This is a genomic window from Gardnerella sialicivorans subsp. sialicivorans, from assembly GCF_056746795.1.
Genome location: NZ_JBWPXA010000007.1, coordinates 1 through 18,575, shown reverse-complemented (window position 1 = coordinate 18,575; position 18,575 = coordinate 1). Strand labels below are relative to the sequence as shown.

Below are 18,575 nucleotides of genomic sequence, written 5' to 3'. Positions count from 1 at the left end.
ACAAAACGGGCGTACCGATTGAATACACGTAAAAACGTAGATTCTCGATACGCCCTTATATACTGCGCACTATTCTAGCAATAAGGCAGTCATTTGCTTAAAAATTCTTAAAACAAATTCTTTTGCAAAAACTTTCGCAAAAACTACTTTAAGAATTCGTCTGTAGATAATTCTTTAGCTTGAGGAGTTTTATGAGTTACCTTACCTTTTGCATCCATGTAAGCTCCTCCTTGACTCAAGAAGTTAAAGTAGTCTTGAGCGCCTTTAACATCGCTTGTTCCAAAAACAAACTTTCCGCTCTTAATATCTGCTTTACTTCCCCAATATTCGCCGTCAACAATCATCTTCATGCTGCGCTTAACAAATTTTGGATCAAGATTTGCGTCTTTTGCTTCTTTAACCAAAATGTTTGACGCTTCATCTGGATGCGCATATGCGTATTCATAACCACGCTTTACAGCTTTAACAAATGCGCGAACAAGCTTTGGATCGCGTTTAACTGTTCGCTTATTAGTAATAACACCAATCGTATCTGGCTGACCAGGAACTCCATAATCTACAGACTTAAAACAACGAAGCTTAGGGCCAAACATCTCGGATTGAACACCTTCCCAAGTGCCATAGAATCCGCCAAAATCAGCTTTACCCGATTCAAGAGTGCGGAATGTAGAAGTTCCAACAGTAACCTTATCGAATTTGCCTTCGCCACCATCGTGTTGAATCATTCTACGAATAACAGCATCGCCTTCTGCAGATCCAAATGTTGCAAACGTGCGACCGTCAAAGTCTTTTGGAGAATGAATCTTATTGTTCTTAGCTAGCGAACACCATATTGAGCTTGGCTTTTGTTGCACTTGCATAACCTGCTCAAGATTCGCGCCCTTAGTGGAAAAATCGGCAATGTTTGTTAATGTGCTAAGTGCAAAATCAGCAGCACCGCTATCTACAGCATGTTCGGATCCTGTTTGAGCAACAGCTAGAATATTAACGTCTAATCCAGCATCCTTAAACCAGCCTTTATTTTTTGCAACATAAATACCAATGTGATTTGTATCTGGCGCCCAAAATAGCATAAAAGACACTTTTCTAAGATTTGCATTTTGGCTAGCACCATTAGATCCGCACGCGCATAAAGAAAATGCACAGCACGCGGAAAGAATAAACGCAAGAGTACGCTTCAAAACACGCATATTCATGAGTTCCCTACTTTTGTTCTAGTACCGTTCTTCTGGGAAAGTGACACGAGTATGGCAGAAAACGGTATCAAAGGTCCAAACCCGCGCCGTTCAATGCCCCCGAGCAATAAGATTGCTGCGGTTTGCCACACATTGACTCACGAAACATTTTGATTATGCACGCAATAATCGACAAATGCTAGAAACTTACGACTTATAGTTGTGCGGTAATAATAGAATGTGTTTATTAATCTTATTTGTTTAAGCGTTTGGGGCAGCATTCGCTACTTTTCTGTTTTAAGAAAGGAATTGAAAACTTATGACGCAATCGCGTTCAAAGCATACGCTTTTAACATATCTGCCAACTTTAATATCTGTAGTAATTATCTTGCTTATATGGCAATTTGCTTGTCAATATTCTGGAATATCTCAAAATTTGATTCCAACTCCAATCGCTATTGCTCAAAGCACAATAGACGCTTTACCAACATTGCTTCCTGCAGCACTTGTTACAACTCAAGAAACAGTTATTGGATTTGCTCTTGCAATAATATGCGGAATTCTTCTGGGCGTATTTTTTCACATTTCTAAGCTTATAAAATCCGCACTATTCCCACTTTTATGCGCTGCTCAAACAATGCCACTTATTTCTATTGCACCAATTTTTTTGATTTGGTTTGGATTTGAGATTTCTGGAAAAGTAGTAATAGTCATGATTTTTAGCATGTTTCCTATTGCTGTTCAAACTGTTCGAGGATTAGATGCAGTTCCTAGTTTTTACACAGACGTTGCTCTGACTTGCGGAGCTAGCACTACTTGGACTTTGTGGCATGTTAAGTTGCGCGTAGCTGCAAGGCAGATTTTTGGCGGCATTAAAATTAGTGCAGCATATGTTTTAGGAACTGCTGCTACAGCAGAATATTTAGGAGCTAGAAACGGATTAGGAATTTGGCTTCAATTTGCTTATAACTCTTTTAGAACTCCTCTTATTTTTTCTGCGACTATTGTAATAATCGCACTTACTAGTGCTCTTATGCTTTTGATTAATGCAATAGAAAAACTCCTAATAGGTCCTGTAGAAGACGATGAAGACCCAGATAATCAAATGTAAAAACGCATAAAGCCAACACATAAAATAATGCCGAGCATAATCTAAGACTATGTTCGGCATTATTTTTTATTAATCTAAAGCTGCTTTTGCGCTGCTTTTACTCGAAAGATTTGACTTTTGCTTTTACTTTCCAGAGTCTTCTTTAATAGCATCGCTAATCGCATCGCTTAGCTCTTTTTGAGCTTTGCCATACGCTTGCCAATCTCCAGATTTCATTGCAGCATCCGAATCCTTTAGCGCTTGAGCTGCTCGCTTAAGATCCATTTTTGCTTTTGCACTAAAATCAGCGCCTGCCTTAGCATTAGCATTTTTATTGCCATTTTCGCTATTCTTAGTCGAATCTTTTTGCTTAGGATTAGAAGCAATATTGTTTACGCCAGAATTATTGGAAGCATCGCCAGCGTTTGCGCCAGAGTTTCCTCCAAACACTTGGTTTAATGCTTCATCCAAAGTATCCGCAAATCCAACTTGATCTCCAAACGCAACCAATACTTTCTTAAGCAATGGGTAGCTAGTAGATCCGCTAGATTGTACGTAAACAGGCTCTACGTAAACCAATCCTCCACCAAGTGGCAATGTAAGCAAGTTTCCACGCTTAACTTTAGTTGATCCAGATTCAAGCAAATTCAACTCTTTAGAAACATTTGCATTAGCGTTAAAGTTGTTTTGAGCTTGACCAGGGCCTGGAACATTGGAAACCTTAGGCAACTCTTGAAGTCTTAGTTTGCCATAATTTTCGCTTACTTTTCCAGCAACACTTCCAGCATCGGAATTTACCGATAAGAATCCAGTTAGGATTTCTCGAGTAGATCTTCCAGCAGGAATGTATGTAGAAACAAGCGAGAACACTGGCTTGTTTGCTCCTCTAGTTTGCAAAGTCAAATAGTATGGAGGTTGCAAAATATCTTCTCGCTGAAGACTTTGAGATTCTGTAGGATCTACTGGAGTCTGCCAGAAGTCTTCTCCCGAGAAGAACTGGCTTGCACTATCAACATGATACTTTGCAAGCAAATGTCTTTGCACTTTGAATAAGCTTTCTGGGTATCTAATATGACTCATCAAATCGCCAGAAATCTTAGAAATATCGTGATAATGCCCTGGGAATATTGATCTCCAAGCTTTAATCACAGGGTCATTTTTATCCCACACATACAAGTCAACAGAACCATCGTACGCATCAACAGTAGCTTTAACTGAATTGCGAATATAGTTTGCTCGCTGATTAGTTAAGCCTTTAATCGAACGAGATGTTGTTGTTGTAGAATCTTGAGTCACCTGCCCAAAATCAGTCATTTGCGAATATGGATAGGAGTCGGACGTTGTGTATCCGTCAACAATCCACTTAACTCGTCCATCAACAACCGCTGGATAAACGCGCCCATCCAAAGTCAAGTACGGAGCGACTTTAGAAACACGAGTCTTAGGGTCGCGATCATACAAGATTTGCGAATTAGAAGTGACTCTATCCGAGAATAAGATTTGATCTGACTCAAAACGAATAGCGTGTAACAACTTAGAGAAGAAGTTTCCTACACTTGGTCCACCATTCCCCTTAAACGTTGTTAAAGCGCCATTTGAACCAGTTGGATAATCAAATTCCCAAGGAGCAGAGCCTTTTGGAGAACCAACAATCGAATACTTTGGAGCATTTGGCGAGAAGTAGATACGCGGCTCATACTTCTTTAACTTTGTAAGCTTTCCTTGAGTTGGAATTCCATACTCCATAAATTGCGGCTGACCGTCTGAAGTAACCTTATTTCCGTAAGCTGCAACAACGCCATATCCGTGTGTATAAACTGTGTGGTCATTAACCCAATTTCGATTATCGTTTCCAGCTAAATCAAGCTCTCTTGCAGCAATAACCGTGTCTTGGCTCACGCCATCAATGTCGTACTTATCTACAGAAAGAGTATCTGCAAAAGTATAGTATTGCTTAGATTGCTGCAATTGGCGGAATGTTGGAGAAGTGACTTGAGGGTCTAAAAGCCTGATTTGTGCAGTAGACTCCGCTTCTTTTGCAAGCGCTCCCGACTTTCCTTCCGAAGTAGCGTTATACGATTCTTTTTTAACATTATTTAAGCCATACGCAAACTTAGTTGCATCAATATTTCGCTGAATATAAGTGGCTTCTAATTCTTGAGCATTCGGCGCTACCTTAAAACGTTGCAAAAGAGCAGGCCAAGCGAAAGACAACACCATAGCGCATACAACTAAAGATGCAACAGCTATAGCAGGCGTGCGCCAAGCTTTAACAGCTACAACAAAACGCGTGCCGATTTTTACATTCCCATTAAGAGCATGAGATTTTAGCAACCACGCTGTTATAACAATTCCAACAATTAGTGTTATTACAGCCATTGCAATGCTGGAAGGAACACCAGCATTCATATCTGTGTAAGATCCGCCAGTAATCTTAGAACCATCCAAATTTACAATCGCAAACACATCTAATATTTGCAAAACGGACCAGAAAATAACAACTAGCATAAACCATGCAGAAATTTGACGCCTTGCGCTTTTAGTTATGTTAAAAATGCCTTTGCCGCCTACAGGAAGCGTAATTCTTACAGCTCCCATCAAAGCGTTTGTTATAACGCTAAATAGCAAAGAAACAGCAAGAAGAACAATAAACGCTCTTGTAAAAAGTCGCAAGCCTGGCAAAGCAAACACATAAAAACCGTTATCAAATCCAAATTGCGGATCTTTAATACCAAACGATTGGTAGTTAAACATAAGCAAAATTTGCACCCAATGATTGTAGAATTGCATTCCAAACACAGCGCCTACAATCAAAGACACAACTCCTGCAACATGCATTGCAAGCTTAGAGCTTATTCCCTTTTTAGTGTCTAAAATATTGCCTTTTTCTTTAACATATACGCCATCTTCGCTTCCAGGGCGTTTTTTAATCGCAATATATGCAGATAAATACCCAAATGCAGCCATAAGCAGAGCGTACAAAGCCCAAACGCCGATTTTAGCGGCTAGTTGAATCCAAATTACGCTCTCGAATCCAAGTTGCGCATACCACATGCAATCTGTAATAAAAGTAGAAAAACCAAAAATAATTGAGCATATAAACGCTATTGCGACTACTATTGCAACAATAATCCAACGCCATTTTCTTGATTTTCCAACAAACTTATTTACATCAAAATCTATTCTCATATAGCGATTATTCTCCTTACTATTTGAGCTTTTATTATCGCTTTTATTGCTTTCACTATTATCGCTAATATTGCTAGTATTGCTTTCGCGATTTTCACTATTTTCGCTATCTTCGCTAGTATCGCTATTTTTTGGCGAATCACCTTCGTTTTCTAGTTTTTTCTTAGCTTCTAATAGATCACTAAAGATGTCACCAATGCCATCATCGTCAGTATAATAGTCTGCCAAATCTTTTATTTTTTTTGCAAACTTTGAAAAATTCTTATCTTTGTTTTCACTATTAGACTCATCTTTAGCAACATCTTTAGAAACAACTTTAGAAACAACATCATCACTGTTATTATCTTCATCAATGCTTTCTATAACTACATCTTGATTGCTGGAATCATCCGTAGAAGTATCGGCAGAAGTATAGGCAGAATCATTATTTTGATTGCTCTTTTTCTTTCCATCGCTTGAATAATCGGAACGCTTATGCACTTTAGTGTTTTTAGGTTTTTTAGCCATATACGCGCCAAAAGCAGCCCATGCAACGCCAATGATTATTTCTATGATGACTTTCAACATAAAGTTAATATTACTATATTGATTATTTACAATCTACATTTTGTGTAGTCAAAAGTAATTACAAAAAGCGCGCTCGCAAAAGTAGCGAACGCGCCTGATTTGATTAAATTAAATCATGTAAGCATTTAAGCTAAGCAACATCTGGATCGTCTTTAGCGATTGTTCCAGTGAGCTTTCCAATTGCTTTCATAATGTGGTACACAACCAACACCACAACAGTGCCGATTGCAATACCGTTGAACTGAATTCCAGAAACAGCAAATTGGAAGTTAGCAATGCCAATAATCATAACGATTGCAGCAATCATAATGTTAACTGGCTTATCGAAGTTCACTTTGTTCTCTACCCAAATGCGCACGCCAATCATGCCAATCATGCCGTAAAGCAAAGTGGTTACACCGCCCAAAACGCCTGCTGGAATGGAGTTTACAATTGCACCAAACTTTGGGCAAAGGCTTAATACGAATGCAAAGAATGCAGCGCACCAATAAGCGGCAGTAGAATACACTTTTGTTGCAGCCATAACGCCAATGTTTTCGCCATAAGTTGTAGTACCGCAACCACCAAAGCAACCAGCAATTGCAGTGCCTAAGCCGTCTGCAAACAAAGCTGTACCAATCTTGGAATCGTAGTCGCGGCCAGTCATTTGAGCTACAGACTTAACGTGACCAACGTTTTCTGCAATAAGAACGAGCACAACTGGCAAGAACATAAGCAAAACAGAGAAGTCAACTTGCGGAGTGTGGAACTTAGGGAAGCCAATCCAAGCTGCTTGCTCAATCTTGCTAAAGTCAACTTGACCCTGGAAGCATGCATACGCGTAGCCAACAAGAACACCAAGCAAGATGTTCAATCGCCCAAGAAGACCGCGGAAAATCACTGCAATAAGCATAACTGCAACCAAAGTTACCAAAGCAGTGTCTGGAGCCTTTTGGAAGTTGCCCCAAACAGCTGGTCCCAAGTTAAAGCCAATGATTGCAACAATTGCACCGTTAACAACAGGAGGCATAATAATGTCAATCCACTTTGCTCCTGCAAAATGCACAAGCACACCGATTAGCGCAAGAAGCAAACCAGTGCACATAATGCCAAAGCTTGCTACAGCAATGCCCTTATGCGCAGCAGTTACAGCCATAACAGGTGCTATAAGACCAAAAGAGCTTCCTAAATAACTAGGAAGCTTATTTGCGTTAATAAGTAAGAACAGTGCCGTGGAAAGAGCCGTGAACATTAAAGTAGTAGACGGATCAAAGCCTGTAAGAATTGGCACTAAGAATGTTGCGCCAAACATAGCAATAACATGCTGAGCGCCAATACCAGCAGTACGAGTCCACGTTAAACGCTCATCTGGCTCTACTACTTCTCCTGGCTTCAAAGTTTTTCCGTCTCCATGAAGCTGCCATGTAAACAACGATTTCATCGTTTTCTCCTTGCATAAAACAAGTTTATATATACGTTTGTGATTGAAAAACAACCACCAAAACAAGCGCCAGCTTAAAAAAAAAACAAGCACTACTTGTGCGCAGGTTTGGCAGATTTTGCAGAGGCTATACCAACCGCCGCCCCCTAGCCAAGTGGTCATTCTAATGTACTAATCACAAAGTGTCGAGACAATTTGAAAAATAATAAATTTATAAATTTGTTTTGTTGAAATATCAAGGAAAATCGGTGTGTCGAAAACGCATCAAACACCACTAATTATTACTCATAAAAGTTTATAAACATAAACTTTTGCTTATGTATTAGATTCGCTTATTACAATCTTAATTTTGCAAAACATTTTGAATGTAATCTTTTAACACAATTGCATGATTTATACGCGGATCTTTTGCTCCATATAAAAATGTTACTTTTTTATTTTTTCTACATATATCTACTATTTGGTTTACACAATCTTTATTCTCGTCTAGCTCTTCAACATAACGATTAGAAAATTCGTTAAAGCGCTCAGGCTTATGGCTAAACCATTTTCGCAAATCACTTGATGGAGCAATATCTTTACACCACAAATCAAGATTTGCTTTTTCTTTACTTATGCCTCTAGGCCACAATCTATCTACTAATACTCGCAAGCCATCATGTTCATCAAATGATTCATAAATGCGTTTAATTTGAATATTGCACATAATTACCTCTTTAACTACATACAATGATTACACAATTATGATTTTTTTCAACAAGATTTAATTAAGCGCAATCTAAATGGAACTAATACAAAACTACGATAGTTTTTTATCGAATATGTTTTATTATGTGATTTTTATATAGGCGTGTCGCTTGCCATTACAACAAAATGCTAGAAAATGTGTAAATATTTTTGATTTTTTGTTCATTTTTGTCCGATTATGGGAGAATAATTGGCTAAATGGTTAATTTCTTTGATACATGGAAAAAGAAAATCTGCACAACAAACATGGCTCTTATAGCTGTGCTTACACTTTTAGCTTCCTTAATTGGCAGCTGGCTCAAGCAATTCCCAGTCCTAAGCCTTTTGGGAGCTCTTATTATTGCGTTGCTTATTGGCATGGCTCTGCAGCTGCCTTTGCACGTATACAAGTTGAACAATGATTCTAGACGAGCAGGCGTTAAAACATCTGCTGGCTTAATCGCAAATAAGCTACTTAGACTAGGCATTATTTTGCTAGGCTTTAAGCTAAATTTGCACGTTCTATTTACTCAAGGTTTAAAATGCTTGCCAATCGCAGCTGTACTCGTTGCTGTTATGGTTTGCGTTACTTATAACATTGCAAAACTTCTTAAAGTTAGCCCTCAACTTGCAATGCTAACTGCAGGAGGCACAAGCATTTGCGGAGCTGCAGCAGTTATGGGTCTTTCGGGATCTATGCCAGTACTTCCACAAGAAGAGGACGAAAAAGAACAAAACGAAGTTATGGCTGTTGCAACAGTTGCAATCATGGGCACAATCTATGCTTTAGCCGAAATCTTTATTCTTCCTCATTTTGGAATGACTAAGCAGCAACTCGGAATTGCTGCTGGAGCGTCCCTTCACGAAATCGCACACGCCGTTGCAGCAGGCGGAGCTTTTGGAAGCATTGACGTTGCAACAATCATGAAGCTTACACGAGTTCTTATGCTTGTTCCTACATCAATCTTTATTGCAATTTGGTGGAACGCTCGTCACAGCCAAGTGGAAGATAATGGAAAGCGCAAAATCAACTTCCCATGGTTTATGCTCGGATTTATTGCAGCATCCGTTATTGGTACCTATGTGCCTTTTGTTTCATCTTACGCATCCCTACTTGTTGACGCAGGATACGTTTTCCTTGGAATGGCAATGGCTGCTCTTGGAATCAACGTAAACTTTAGAGTTATATTCAAGCAAGGAAAAGCAGCATTCTTAGCAAGCTTCTTAGCTTCTATTGTTTTAGTTGCGTTAGCTTGTGGTGCAAGTATTTTGTTCTTCTAATAAACAAGAGAAGATAAAACAAACACAAACAAAAATCAGGGGATTCCATTTTGAAATCTCCTGATTTTTTATATCTATTGCTTACACAAATGCTTCTAGATAACTCCAAAACAGATTATTCTATATGCACTGCTGTTCCGTCTGGAATATTCGTATAAAACCAATTAGCATCTGGAACACTTAATCGCACACATCCGTGCGATGCAGGAGACCCAAGTTTTTGCGCTTCTTCTACAATATAATCGCCAAAATTAGTACGAGTTGGAACAGAGTGGAACAAATACTTTGCTCCTATAAAACCAACCCAATAGTCTCCACCCATTCCTTCGATTCTATTGTAAAAGTGGTATCCCCTACGTCCTATTCTAAAATCGCCCTTAGGTGTGGAGTTATTCATTCCAGAGCTAACAATCATTGTATAAACAAGATTATTATTCGCATAAATATAAACACGTTGTTTTTTAAGGTCTACATTTATTTGCAAATGATTTGCATCTATCCCAAAAAGATTTGGATATTGACCGCCTGTGGATATTTTCCATAAGTTAGAAAAATCAATTGCATTCGCATTTTGATTTTGCGCATTAGAACTATCTTTGGACTTATCTTTGGACTTACGCTCTAATGGCGTCTTTTTTGCTTTCGACTTTGCGTCAAAATTATCGCCTTTTTTACTTTTTACATTACTTAAAGCGGAATCAAGCTTGTTTGACTTAAAATATTGCGCTTTTAGATTTACTAAAATACGCTTATTAGCTTCTTGAACAACATGCGATACTTGGAATCCAACAAAACTAAAGAAGACCAAAACAATTAGAAAAGCAATAACGCGCTTGTAGAAAATTTTGCGATTTTTTGGAGATTTTAAGCTAATAACATATTTCACTAATCGCGCAATAAGCGACTTTAGAACGCTTTTGAAAGCATAAAATATTTTCATAAAATCTCCATAATAAACAAAATAAAGGCGCTACTTCGATACTATACTATAGTGCCTAAGCAGCGCCGTTACACATTAATATGATTATTGTTTAACTAATCACACATTAAACTTAAATTCAACAATATCTCCGTCTTGCATAACGTAATCGCGGCCTTCCAGACGAAGCTTTCCTTCTTCTTTGATTTTTGCCATGGAGCCTTGAGCCTCAACAAAATCATTGTAAGAAACAACTTCTGCTTTAATAAAGCCACGCTCAAAATCAGTGTGAATAACGCCTGCAGCTTGAGGAGCTGTCCAACCTTTATGAATCTGCCATGCGTGAACTTCTTTAACGCCAGCCGTCAAATAGGTTTGAAGCCCTAGAATGTCAAAACCAACGCGTGCAAGCTGATCCAATCCAGATTCTTGCAAGCCTGCATCTGCAAGCATTTCTCTAGCATCCGCCTCATCAAGCTCAGTAAGCTCCGACTCAAATTGCGCGTTAAGAAAAATCGCCTTTGCAGGAGCTACAGACTCTGCTAGCTTAGACTTCAAAGAGTCATCCGAAAGCTCTGAATCGTCAACGTTAAACACGTAAATAAAAGGCTTAGCAGTAAGCAAGTGCAAATCGTAAACGTCGTCTTTATTAATCAACTTCTCATTATGAGCCTGATCAATCGTCTTACCAGATTCAAGAATCTCCTTAGCTTTATTTACAGCATTTACGTATTCTTGAGTAACTTTTTTGCCGCGTAAATCTTTTTCTAACTTTGGCAAAGCATTCTCGATTGTTTGCAAATCCGCAAGAATAAGCTCCGTGTTGATTGTGTCAATATCATCTGCAGGATCTACCTTGCCATTAACGTGCACAATGTCATCATCGTTAAACGCGCGAACAACTTCGCAAATAGCATCTGCTTCACGAATATTAGCAAGGAACTTGTTTCCCAAGCCTTCGCCTTCGCTTGCACCCTTAACGATTCCTGCAATATCAACAAATGTAACGGTTGCTGGAACGATTTTCTCGGTTTTAACAAGCTTTGCTAAAACAGGCAAACGTTTGTCTGGCAAAGGAACAATACCAGTATTTGGCTCGATTGTTGCAAACGGATAATTTTCCGCTAAAACGTTGTTTCGTGTTAGCGCATTAAACATAGTTGATTTACCAACGTTAGGCAAACCTACGATTCCAATTGTTAAAGACATATTACCTACTTTAGACCAGCTAGCGGAAGTGACTACACTACTATACTCGTACTGTTTTATTTTTGTTGAATTGCGTCAACCGCGCTAATAACATCTCCCCTAAAACCACATGATTCTAGCTTTGCAACACCTCGAATCGTAGTGCCACCAGGAGAACATACTGCGTCTTTCATAGCACCTGGGTGAACACGCGTATCCATATACAACGCGCCTACTCCTTCAATCATCTTTGCAGCCAAACGATATGCGCAATCTCGCTTTAGACCATACTTTACGCCAGCATCTGCTAAAGCTTCCATGTACATAGCTGTAAAAGCTGGAGCGCAGCTAGAAATACACATTGCAATATTCATGTGCTCGCTATCTACTCGTTCAACTAAAGATATAGGCTCAAAAATCGCGTTAAAAGATTCTAGTTGACTATCTGTTAGCGTATTTTCATTTTCTGCTAAAGTGACTCCTTGGCAAACTGCGATTGGCGTGTTTGGAATAATGCATTGCACATTAGCATCTTTTCCAAGTAGATTCTGGTAACGCTTAAGAGTCCAGCCTGCTGCAACGGAAATAATTGCTATTTTTCTATCCACAATAGTTTTTGCAATAGGATGCAAAACTTCTTCAATCTGATTTGGTTTTACAGCCAAAATTAAAACATTGCTAGAATCGCAAACTTCCTGCACGCTTTTTAACGCTTTTACTCCAAATTTGCTTGCATTATTAACAAGTTTTTCAAAGTGTGCCGCGCTTGCAACCATATCTTTGCCTTGCAAAACATTAGCGCGAATCAAGCCTTGCGCAATCGCTTGAGCCATGTTTCCAAAGCCAATAAATCCAACGGTTCCAATTGAGTTAGAACTCATTAACCAATCCCCTTAATATCTAAACACTAAAACAAACACTAAATAAACACTAACTTTTTATTAAGCATCTAATCATTTGTATATATAACTTGTATATCTAATCATTTGTATATATAACTTGTATATCTAATCATTTGTTAGGTACTTTAATCAAAAGTTACTTATCACTTATATAACTTAGATTACTTATATCACTTATATATAGACTCTAAATCTCCACGATTCCTTGCTTCTTCCAACAAATGACGGAACACAAAGTCGCCATGAACACCATCGTGCTCAAACTCGTTAGTTGTCCAATAATGAGAGTTAGAAATATGAGACAAAGTGTCTAGCTGAAGACCAGAATCAACATACAAGTCGTCGAAGTAAACCGCTGCTTGCAAAGGCACTTCGTTATTTGCAAGCTGATCTAAGTCGTAAATCTTGCCAAATTGCATATCGTTCATCATGCAATCAACTGCTGGCAAGAACGGCTGCAAAGCTTTTTGCTGATCAAACATCCACGGGAACACAGCTTCTCCAGTAAACAAAAGTGGACGCGCGCTACCAGCAAACTCTGGCATTGTTTCTCGAACTTGCTGAGCTGCCCAACGAATCGGATGATCTAATTCACCATCTGCATAAATGAACTCTTGTAATGGCCAATATAGCGGACTAGAAGACGTTGCGTCCATAACACCATAAAGAAACTCGTCGCTTAAATAGCCATCTGCCGTTCCGCCACCATGCTTAAACGCTTTAAGAGAGCCATCTCCATCCGAAAAAGCAGAGTCAATCAGCCAATGAACTCTTTCAAAGCTTGGCTTCATGCCAAAAGACGAACCAAGAGTCTGGAATCGCTCAACCGTTAGCTTTTCGCCATTAGGTAAGAAAACGTCTCCTTGAGAAATCCTATCTGCAATAGCTGCAGCGCGCGCAACATCTTGCGGATAACGCTCATAGAATTGCTCAGTTTTTCTAGCCATACGCGGGAACGTGTGCTCGTAAACTTCACGCGCACTAGCAGGAACATGAGGAATACCGCCAGTTGTAAAGCTTGCAAGTAAGCCCTGCGGGAAAAGAGACAAATACGTAAGCGTTAAGAATCCACCATAACTTTGACCCAAAGAAACCCACGGCTTTGCGTTAAACTCAGTTAAGCGCAAATGCTCAAAATCGCGAATAATGGAATCTGCTAAGAATCGCTTTAAGTACCATGCTTGCCGCTCTACACTCACGCCGTCGTCTGCCATACGCTTAATCGTAGAAGCATCTACCCTAGAAGAGCGCCCAACACCACGCTGGTCTGGAAGAACAACACGAAAATGCTTAATTGCCTCTTGAATCCAACCATCGCTAGACGGCGAAAGCGGACGAGGGCACTGGCCGCCTGGACCTCCTTGCAAAAATACAAGCAAAGGCAAATCGTCATGCACATGTTCTGGAGAGCAAATAACTCTGCAAAATAGGCGAATCGTCTCCCCTTTAATAGAATCGCCTGGAGTGTTTTGCTCCCAATCTAAAGGAACATCGATTGCGCGCTCTTCTACATACAATCCTGGTACGTAATACTTTGCTAGCAGTGCCATTGTAAACATTCCTTTCTGCACTCGCATGCAACGTTGCAATAACAAATCACATACAAAAATACACACTCTTATATAAATCATACTAAAGTTCGATTGTTCTATAAAGTGCCGTGTACTAGCCTAGTAGTTATGAAAATATCTCACACGTTTAACAAAGCTATACAACGCTTACGCACTGAGCTTACGCTAAACGATATATTGTGGGGCATTATTCCGCTTATTCTTTTTATGCTTTCAAGCAATCGTTATACTATAAGCAATGTTGACGGATTCTTGACGCAAAGTTCGCTAATTACAACCTTGCTTATAAATATTGTTGTTGCATCATTACTTTCAGTACGAAGAATATGGCCCGAACACACAGCTGTTATTTTTATTGTTATTTGCATTGTGCAAGTAATATTTGGTCCAGCCCAACTTTTTGCTGATTTCTTTGGTTTTGTGCTACTTGTTAATGCTATTGCACGCGGAAATCCAGAGCATTCAAAAGCTTTTGTTATTGCATCTTACGTAACAACCGTATTATCTTGCGCAGTAATATCGTGGAATATTGTAATGGGGCCAATATATGGCATCAATCATTTAAAAGCTAGTTATTCTTGTAGCGTAAAAAATATAAATAGTAGTAACATTAAAAACTGCGTTTCAATTATACTTGATTTTGCAATTCCTAATATAATTTTTGCGATTATTATTACTACAATTACGGTTATTATTGGCTACTGGCAGCGCACTCACGTACACACTATTCAACTTTTACAAGAGAACAATAACGCTATTCGCGCGTACCGAAAGAAAGCTCAGCATATTGCTATTACTGCAGAGCGTGCAAGAATCGCTAGGGATATGCACGATATTGTTGCTCACACGCTTTCTATTATTATTGTTCAAGCAGATGGTGGTCGTTATGCAGCAACCAAAGATATTTCGCTTGCTAAAAAAACAATGCATATTATTAAAAACGAAGCAGAGCGCGCCGTTCACGACATGCGTCGACTGCTAGAAGCTTTAACAGACGCTCCATCCGCTCAATTGGATTTTAATCACATACCTTCGCTTATTGAGCAAGCAAAAATTGCATCTCCTAATAACATTTTTTGGCACACTGTTGATGGCATAAATTCTTCTAATAAACTCAACAAAGATGCACAAACCGTTGCATACCGCGTTGTTCAAGAATCTCTTACTAATATTCGAAAGCACGCAGGAAACGGCATTAAAATAAACATTCACGAACAGTGGAATGAAAAAGGCTTAACACTAAAAATCACAAACGAAGTACACAAGATTGAAGCTAATCAAGCACAAAATAGCAATGCGCCACATAAAAACGGCTATGGCTTAATTGGCATGAAAGAGCGCATTGAAAATCTTCACGGAACGCTTGATTATGGAATACAAAACGATGGAACATTTAGTGTTGTTGCTTTTATTCCATATTCTTACAACACGGATCAATCAAACACTACTGCTTCTTTATTAAATAGTATTTCTAACGTTACTTATAAGAATGCAAAAGTTAATAATCAATCAGCAGCGCAAGAAAAACCTGAAAATGCAAGCAATCAAACATCATCAGAAGTGTTGCAAGGAGCAAATACTTCACGAAATAGGATTGAGAAAGTATCACAATGGTTTGAAAAACATTGGCTTATTGGAGACATTATTTATGCGTCACCTTGGGTTGTTATGATGCTTTTTCTGCCAACTTGCGATTTTCTTGTTGGAAATGGAATGCATTCACAATATTCCAGCTCACTTTTAGTACAAATACTTTATAGAGTATTTACTCTTACAACCATGGTGCCATTCATGTTTCGTAGAAAAGCTCCGACTACGTGCGCAATTGTTGCAGCAGCATTTTCTGCAATACAACTTATATGCTTACCTAATATTTTATTCGCTAATTTCTTTATACCAGCCATTGTTTATGCTGCTGTACTCTATGGCAAAAAGCACGCATGGCAGTGGGTTAGTGCTGTAGTGCTCGCCGAATCTGCTATTTTTGCTGTAAAAATTGGTGTTGCATCAAGAAATATTCCGCAAAATGAAACTCCAATACGATTTTTTACTTCTAATGCGTACACAACTAATTTTTATGACATTATGCAAATGGCATCCGTAGGATTAATTTTTGGTTTTATAGTTGCATTAATTTGTTTTGCTGCCATTGCATTTGCTTATTACCGCAGAAATGATGACAATAATTTGCTGATTCTAAAAGCGCGCAGAACAGAACTAGAGCAAGAGCAAAAACAGCTAGAAGTACTTGCAGCAAATGCCGAAAGGCAGCGTATTAGCGCAAATATTCAGCAAAAAGTTGCAGTTACATTGCATAAAGTAATTGATGCTGCAAATAGTGGAATAGATATGCTAAATGAATACGAAAAATCAAATAGCAATGCAGAAAAGCTAAAGTCAACAAAACTAGAACTAGAACAAGAACAAGAACAAATTGAAGCAATTAGTAAAGCTTTTAAGAACATTGGAGATGAAGGTCGCTCATCACTTAGGTACATGCGAAAACTACTCGGAATTTTGCGAGAAACGGGTTCAAGTGCTAATTCATCAAATAATAGTGCAAATGTAGCTAAGCTTGCGGTTCGCCCTGCTGCCCCACTTGATGAACAAATTCAACACAGACTTGCAAACAAACACGAATAAATTGATAGTATAGAAAACATGGAAAACATGGAAAACAATGGAGTAATTCGAGTCGCAATCGCAGACGATCAAGAGCTTGTGCGCGCAGGATTTTCTATGGTAATCAACTCGCAAAAAGATATGCAAGTTGTTGCGCAAGCTTCAAATGGAAATGAGATTGTAGAAGTTGCGTCAAAAGAACATACAGATGTTATTTTGATGGACGTGCGCATGCCTAAAATGGACGGTTTGGAAGCTACGCGCAAAATCTTGCAAGAAGATGCTAGTAGCAATACGCGCATTATTATTTTAACAACTTTTGATTTAGACGAATACGTTATGGCTGCGATTCATACGGGCGCATCAGGATTTTTGCTTAAAGATACAGAGCCAGAAACATTGCTTAATTCAATACGAACTGTGTATCAAGGAAACGCAATTATTGCTCCGACTGCTACAAAGCGTTTGATTGAGTCAATGATCTCTAAGCCTAACGATGAAGAAAAAGCAAAAGAAGAGATTGCGACTAAAAACGAGCAAAACGCAAACACGTACGATTCTTGCTTAAATGATTTAACAGATCGCGAGCGCGAAGTTCTTGTAGAAATTGCTCACGGACTGTCTAACCAAGAAATTGCTAATAAACTGTTTATTAGCTTGCCAACAGTTAAAACGCATGTTGCTCATATTTTGGGAAAAATCAAAGCAAGAGACAGAGTTCAAGCTGTTGTGTTTGCTTACGAAAATGGCTTAGTTAAGCCGTAAGCATTTACACACTTGTTTTACAAGATTTTCTTGTTGAACGCGAGGTGAATTATCAGAGTTCCTATCATAGCAAGTTTTACATTGTTATACGAGAAATCCAACAGCTTTTGCATGTTTGGACTTTTACTATTCAACTAATAACGTGGAAAGTGTTGTCTTAAGGTAAAAGGCTGATTAGACTAACGTACTTTAGACTTTGTGTAGCAGAGATTAGCGAGGGTTATTGTTAAAAGGTTTAATGCGTGGCTGCGGGTAAGAAATATCGAAAAATTTTGTAAATAAAAGTAGACTTTAATTTACTTGATGACTTTTGCTGAAATATGTAATATAATAAGTAAAAAATGGGTGGAAATTCTGCTCATAAGTCTGTAGATTAAAGTCTACTTTTTTTGACAGTGATTTTACTAATTGTAGAGATTGATGATTAGAGGTTGATTATGGAGAGTAGTAAGAAGAAGCGTAATTCGGTTTTGCCGATTATTGTTAGCGTTGGTATTGCAACTTCAATGGGTGTTGTTGCAGGTAGTACGCCTGAGGTAGCGTACGCGAGCAGCAATGCTACTACTCCTTCTCCTTCTACTACTATGTACGCAGATCGAAGCGGTTCCGGTTATGACGAGAATCAAGTTATTACATTCAAAGATCCAGTTTTAAAAAAGAAACTGCTTGCTGCTATGAAAGAAGATCATATTATTTCTGATTATGCGACAGATATTACAATTGCTGATGCTGGGAAGTTGCATCAGGCAGACTTATACAACGAAAATACTGATAGTATGGACGAGAGTAATACTATTAGTGATTTGACAGGGCTTGAATGCTTTAAGAACCTAACAATACTTAGACTTGATTATAATAATGTTTCTGATTTGAGTCCGTTGAAGGATTTGACGAGCCTAAACGAACTTCAGTTCTCTGATAATAAGGTTCGTGATTTAAGTCTGTTGAGTGGTTTGACGAACCTAAAAGAACTTCATTTTGATGATAATCAGGTTCGTGATTTAAGTCCGTTGAAGAATTTGACGAGCCTAAAAGAACTTCATTTTGATAGTAATCAGGTTTCTAAGTTGGATACGTTGAAGGATTTGACGAGCCTAGAAATCCTTGATTTCGCTGTTAATGAGGTTTCTGATTTGGGTTCGTTGCGTGGTTTGACGAGC

At 38.7% G+C, this 18,575-nt stretch carries 13 protein-coding genes; 5 read left to right on the top strand and 8 right to left on the bottom strand.

Annotated features, from left to right (window positions below; translation table 11 throughout):
• Positions 1 to 143: 143 nt before the first annotated feature.
• A complete protein-coding gene (locus AC1EKB_RS05375) occupies positions 144 to 1,196 on the bottom strand; it encodes an ABC transporter substrate-binding protein (protein ID WP_481249039.1) in 1,053 nt (350 codons plus the stop codon).
• 298 nt (positions 1,197 to 1,494) lie between these two features.
• On the opposite strand from AC1EKB_RS05375, the gene AC1EKB_RS05370 reads away from it, so the two are divergent.
• Positions 1,495 to 2,286 carry an ABC transporter permease gene (locus AC1EKB_RS05370; protein ID WP_481249038.1) on the top strand — a complete coding sequence of 264 codons (792 nt, stop codon included), beginning with the start codon at positions 1,495 to 1,497 and terminating at the stop codon, positions 2,284 to 2,286.
• 123 nt (positions 2,287 to 2,409) lie between these two features.
• Here the strand turns inward: AC1EKB_RS05370 and AC1EKB_RS05365 are convergent, their stop codons facing one another.
• From AC1EKB_RS05365 to AC1EKB_RS05355, 3 genes are all read right to left on the bottom strand, one after another.
• Complete coding sequence (locus AC1EKB_RS05365; protein ID WP_481249037.1) at positions 2,410 to 6,021, bottom strand: UPF0182 family membrane protein; 3,612 nt, start codon at positions 6,019 to 6,021, stop codon at positions 2,410 to 2,412.
• 130 nt (positions 6,022 to 6,151) lie between these two features.
• The gene (locus AC1EKB_RS05360; RefSeq protein ID WP_004117966.1) at positions 6,152 to 7,441 is read right to left on the bottom strand and encodes a uracil-xanthine permease family protein; all 1,290 of its coding nucleotides are present in this window, start codon (positions 7,439 to 7,441) and stop codon (positions 6,152 to 6,154) included.
• Between the two features lie 343 nt (positions 7,442 to 7,784).
• Positions 7,785 to 8,147, bottom strand: coding sequence for a DUF488 domain-containing protein (locus AC1EKB_RS05355; RefSeq protein ID WP_481249036.1), 363 nt, complete (start codon positions 8,145 to 8,147; stop codon positions 7,785 to 7,787).
• A 239-nt stretch (positions 8,148 to 8,386) separates the two neighbouring features.
• Here AC1EKB_RS05355 and AC1EKB_RS05350 point away from each other — a divergent pair, with 239 nt between their 5' ends.
• Positions 8,387 to 9,448, top strand: a complete 1,062-nt coding sequence (locus AC1EKB_RS05350) for a YeiH family protein (protein ID WP_481249035.1) — start codon at positions 8,387 to 8,389, stop codon at positions 9,446 to 9,448.
• Positions 9,449 to 9,563: 115 nt separating this feature from the next.
• On the opposite strand, the gene AC1EKB_RS05345 is transcribed toward AC1EKB_RS05350, so the two are convergent.
• The 4 genes from AC1EKB_RS05345 to AC1EKB_RS05330 form a co-directional block, all read right to left on the bottom strand.
• Positions 9,564 to 10,388 carry a L,D-transpeptidase gene (locus tag AC1EKB_RS05345; protein ID WP_481249034.1) on the bottom strand — a complete coding sequence of 275 codons (825 nt, stop codon included), beginning with the start codon at positions 10,386 to 10,388 and terminating at the stop codon, positions 9,564 to 9,566.
• A 99-nt stretch (positions 10,389 to 10,487) separates the two neighbouring features.
• Positions 10,488 to 11,576, bottom strand: coding sequence for a redox-regulated ATPase YchF (ychF, locus tag AC1EKB_RS05340; RefSeq protein WP_415680649.1), 1,089 nt, complete (start codon positions 11,574 to 11,576; stop codon positions 10,488 to 10,490).
• A gap of 56 nt (positions 11,577 to 11,632) precedes the next feature.
• The gene (gene proC, locus AC1EKB_RS05335; RefSeq protein WP_481249033.1) at positions 11,633 to 12,436 is read right to left on the bottom strand and encodes a pyrroline-5-carboxylate reductase; all 804 of its coding nucleotides are present in this window, start codon (positions 12,434 to 12,436) and stop codon (positions 11,633 to 11,635) included.
• A 191-nt stretch (positions 12,437 to 12,627) separates the two neighbouring features.
• Positions 12,628 to 14,007, bottom strand: coding sequence for an alpha/beta fold hydrolase (locus tag AC1EKB_RS05330; RefSeq protein ID WP_481249032.1), 1,380 nt, complete (start codon positions 14,005 to 14,007; stop codon positions 12,628 to 12,630).
• Between the two features lie 129 nt (positions 14,008 to 14,136).
• Between AC1EKB_RS05330 and AC1EKB_RS05325 the strand changes: the two genes are divergently transcribed.
• The 3 genes from AC1EKB_RS05325 to AC1EKB_RS05315 form a co-directional block, all read left to right on the top strand.
• Entirely contained in the window at positions 14,137 to 16,671 is a 2,535-nt protein-coding gene (locus AC1EKB_RS05325) for a sensor histidine kinase (protein WP_481249031.1), read from the top strand.
• Positions 16,672 to 16,689: 18 nt separating this feature from the next.
• Positions 16,690 to 17,415 (top strand): response regulator, encoded by a 726-nt coding sequence (locus AC1EKB_RS05320; protein ID WP_481249030.1) that lies wholly within the window; start codon positions 16,690 to 16,692, stop codon positions 17,413 to 17,415.
• 437 nt (positions 17,416 to 17,852) lie between these two features.
• The coding region (locus tag AC1EKB_RS05315; RefSeq protein WP_481249029.1) for a leucine-rich repeat domain-containing protein at positions 17,853 to 18,575 on the top strand (723 nt) is incomplete at its 3' end.

Excerpts from the sequence above, each read along its gene's own strand:
- AC1EKB_RS05375 (WP_481249039.1), bottom strand. The coding sequence starts at position 1,196 with ATGAATATGCGTGTTTTGAAGCGTACTCTTGCGTTTATTCTTTCCGCG.
- AC1EKB_RS05370 (WP_481249038.1), top strand. The coding sequence starts at position 1,495 with ATGACGCAATCGCGTTCAAAGCATACGCTTTTAACATATCTGCCAACT.
- AC1EKB_RS05365 (WP_481249037.1), bottom strand. The coding sequence starts at position 6,021 with ATGTTGAAAGTCATCATAGAAATAATCATTGGCGTTGCATGGGCTGCT.
- AC1EKB_RS05360 (WP_004117966.1), bottom strand. The coding sequence starts at position 7,441 with ATGAAATCGTTGTTTACATGGCAGCTTCATGGAGACGGAAAAACTTTG.
- AC1EKB_RS05355 (WP_481249036.1), bottom strand. The coding sequence starts at position 8,147 with ATGTGCAATATTCAAATTAAACGCATTTATGAATCATTTGATGAACAT.
- AC1EKB_RS05350 (WP_481249035.1), top strand. The coding sequence starts at position 8,387 with ATGGTTAATTTCTTTGATACATGGAAAAAGAAAATCTGCACAACAAAC.
- AC1EKB_RS05345 (WP_481249034.1), bottom strand. The coding sequence starts at position 10,388 with ATGAAAATATTTTATGCTTTCAAAAGCGTTCTAAAGTCGCTTATTGCG.
- ychF (WP_415680649.1), bottom strand. The coding sequence starts at position 11,576 with ATGTCTTTAACAATTGGAATCGTAGGTTTGCCTAACGTTGGTAAATCA.
- proC (WP_481249033.1), bottom strand. The coding sequence starts at position 12,436 with ATGAGTTCTAACTCAATTGGAACCGTTGGATTTATTGGCTTTGGAAAC.
- AC1EKB_RS05330 (WP_481249032.1), bottom strand. The coding sequence starts at position 14,007 with ATGGCACTGCTAGCAAAGTATTACGTACCAGGATTGTATGTAGAAGAG.
- AC1EKB_RS05325 (WP_481249031.1), top strand. The coding sequence starts at position 14,137 with ATGAAAATATCTCACACGTTTAACAAAGCTATACAACGCTTACGCACT.
- AC1EKB_RS05320 (WP_481249030.1), top strand. The coding sequence starts at position 16,690 with ATGGAAAACATGGAAAACAATGGAGTAATTCGAGTCGCAATCGCAGAC.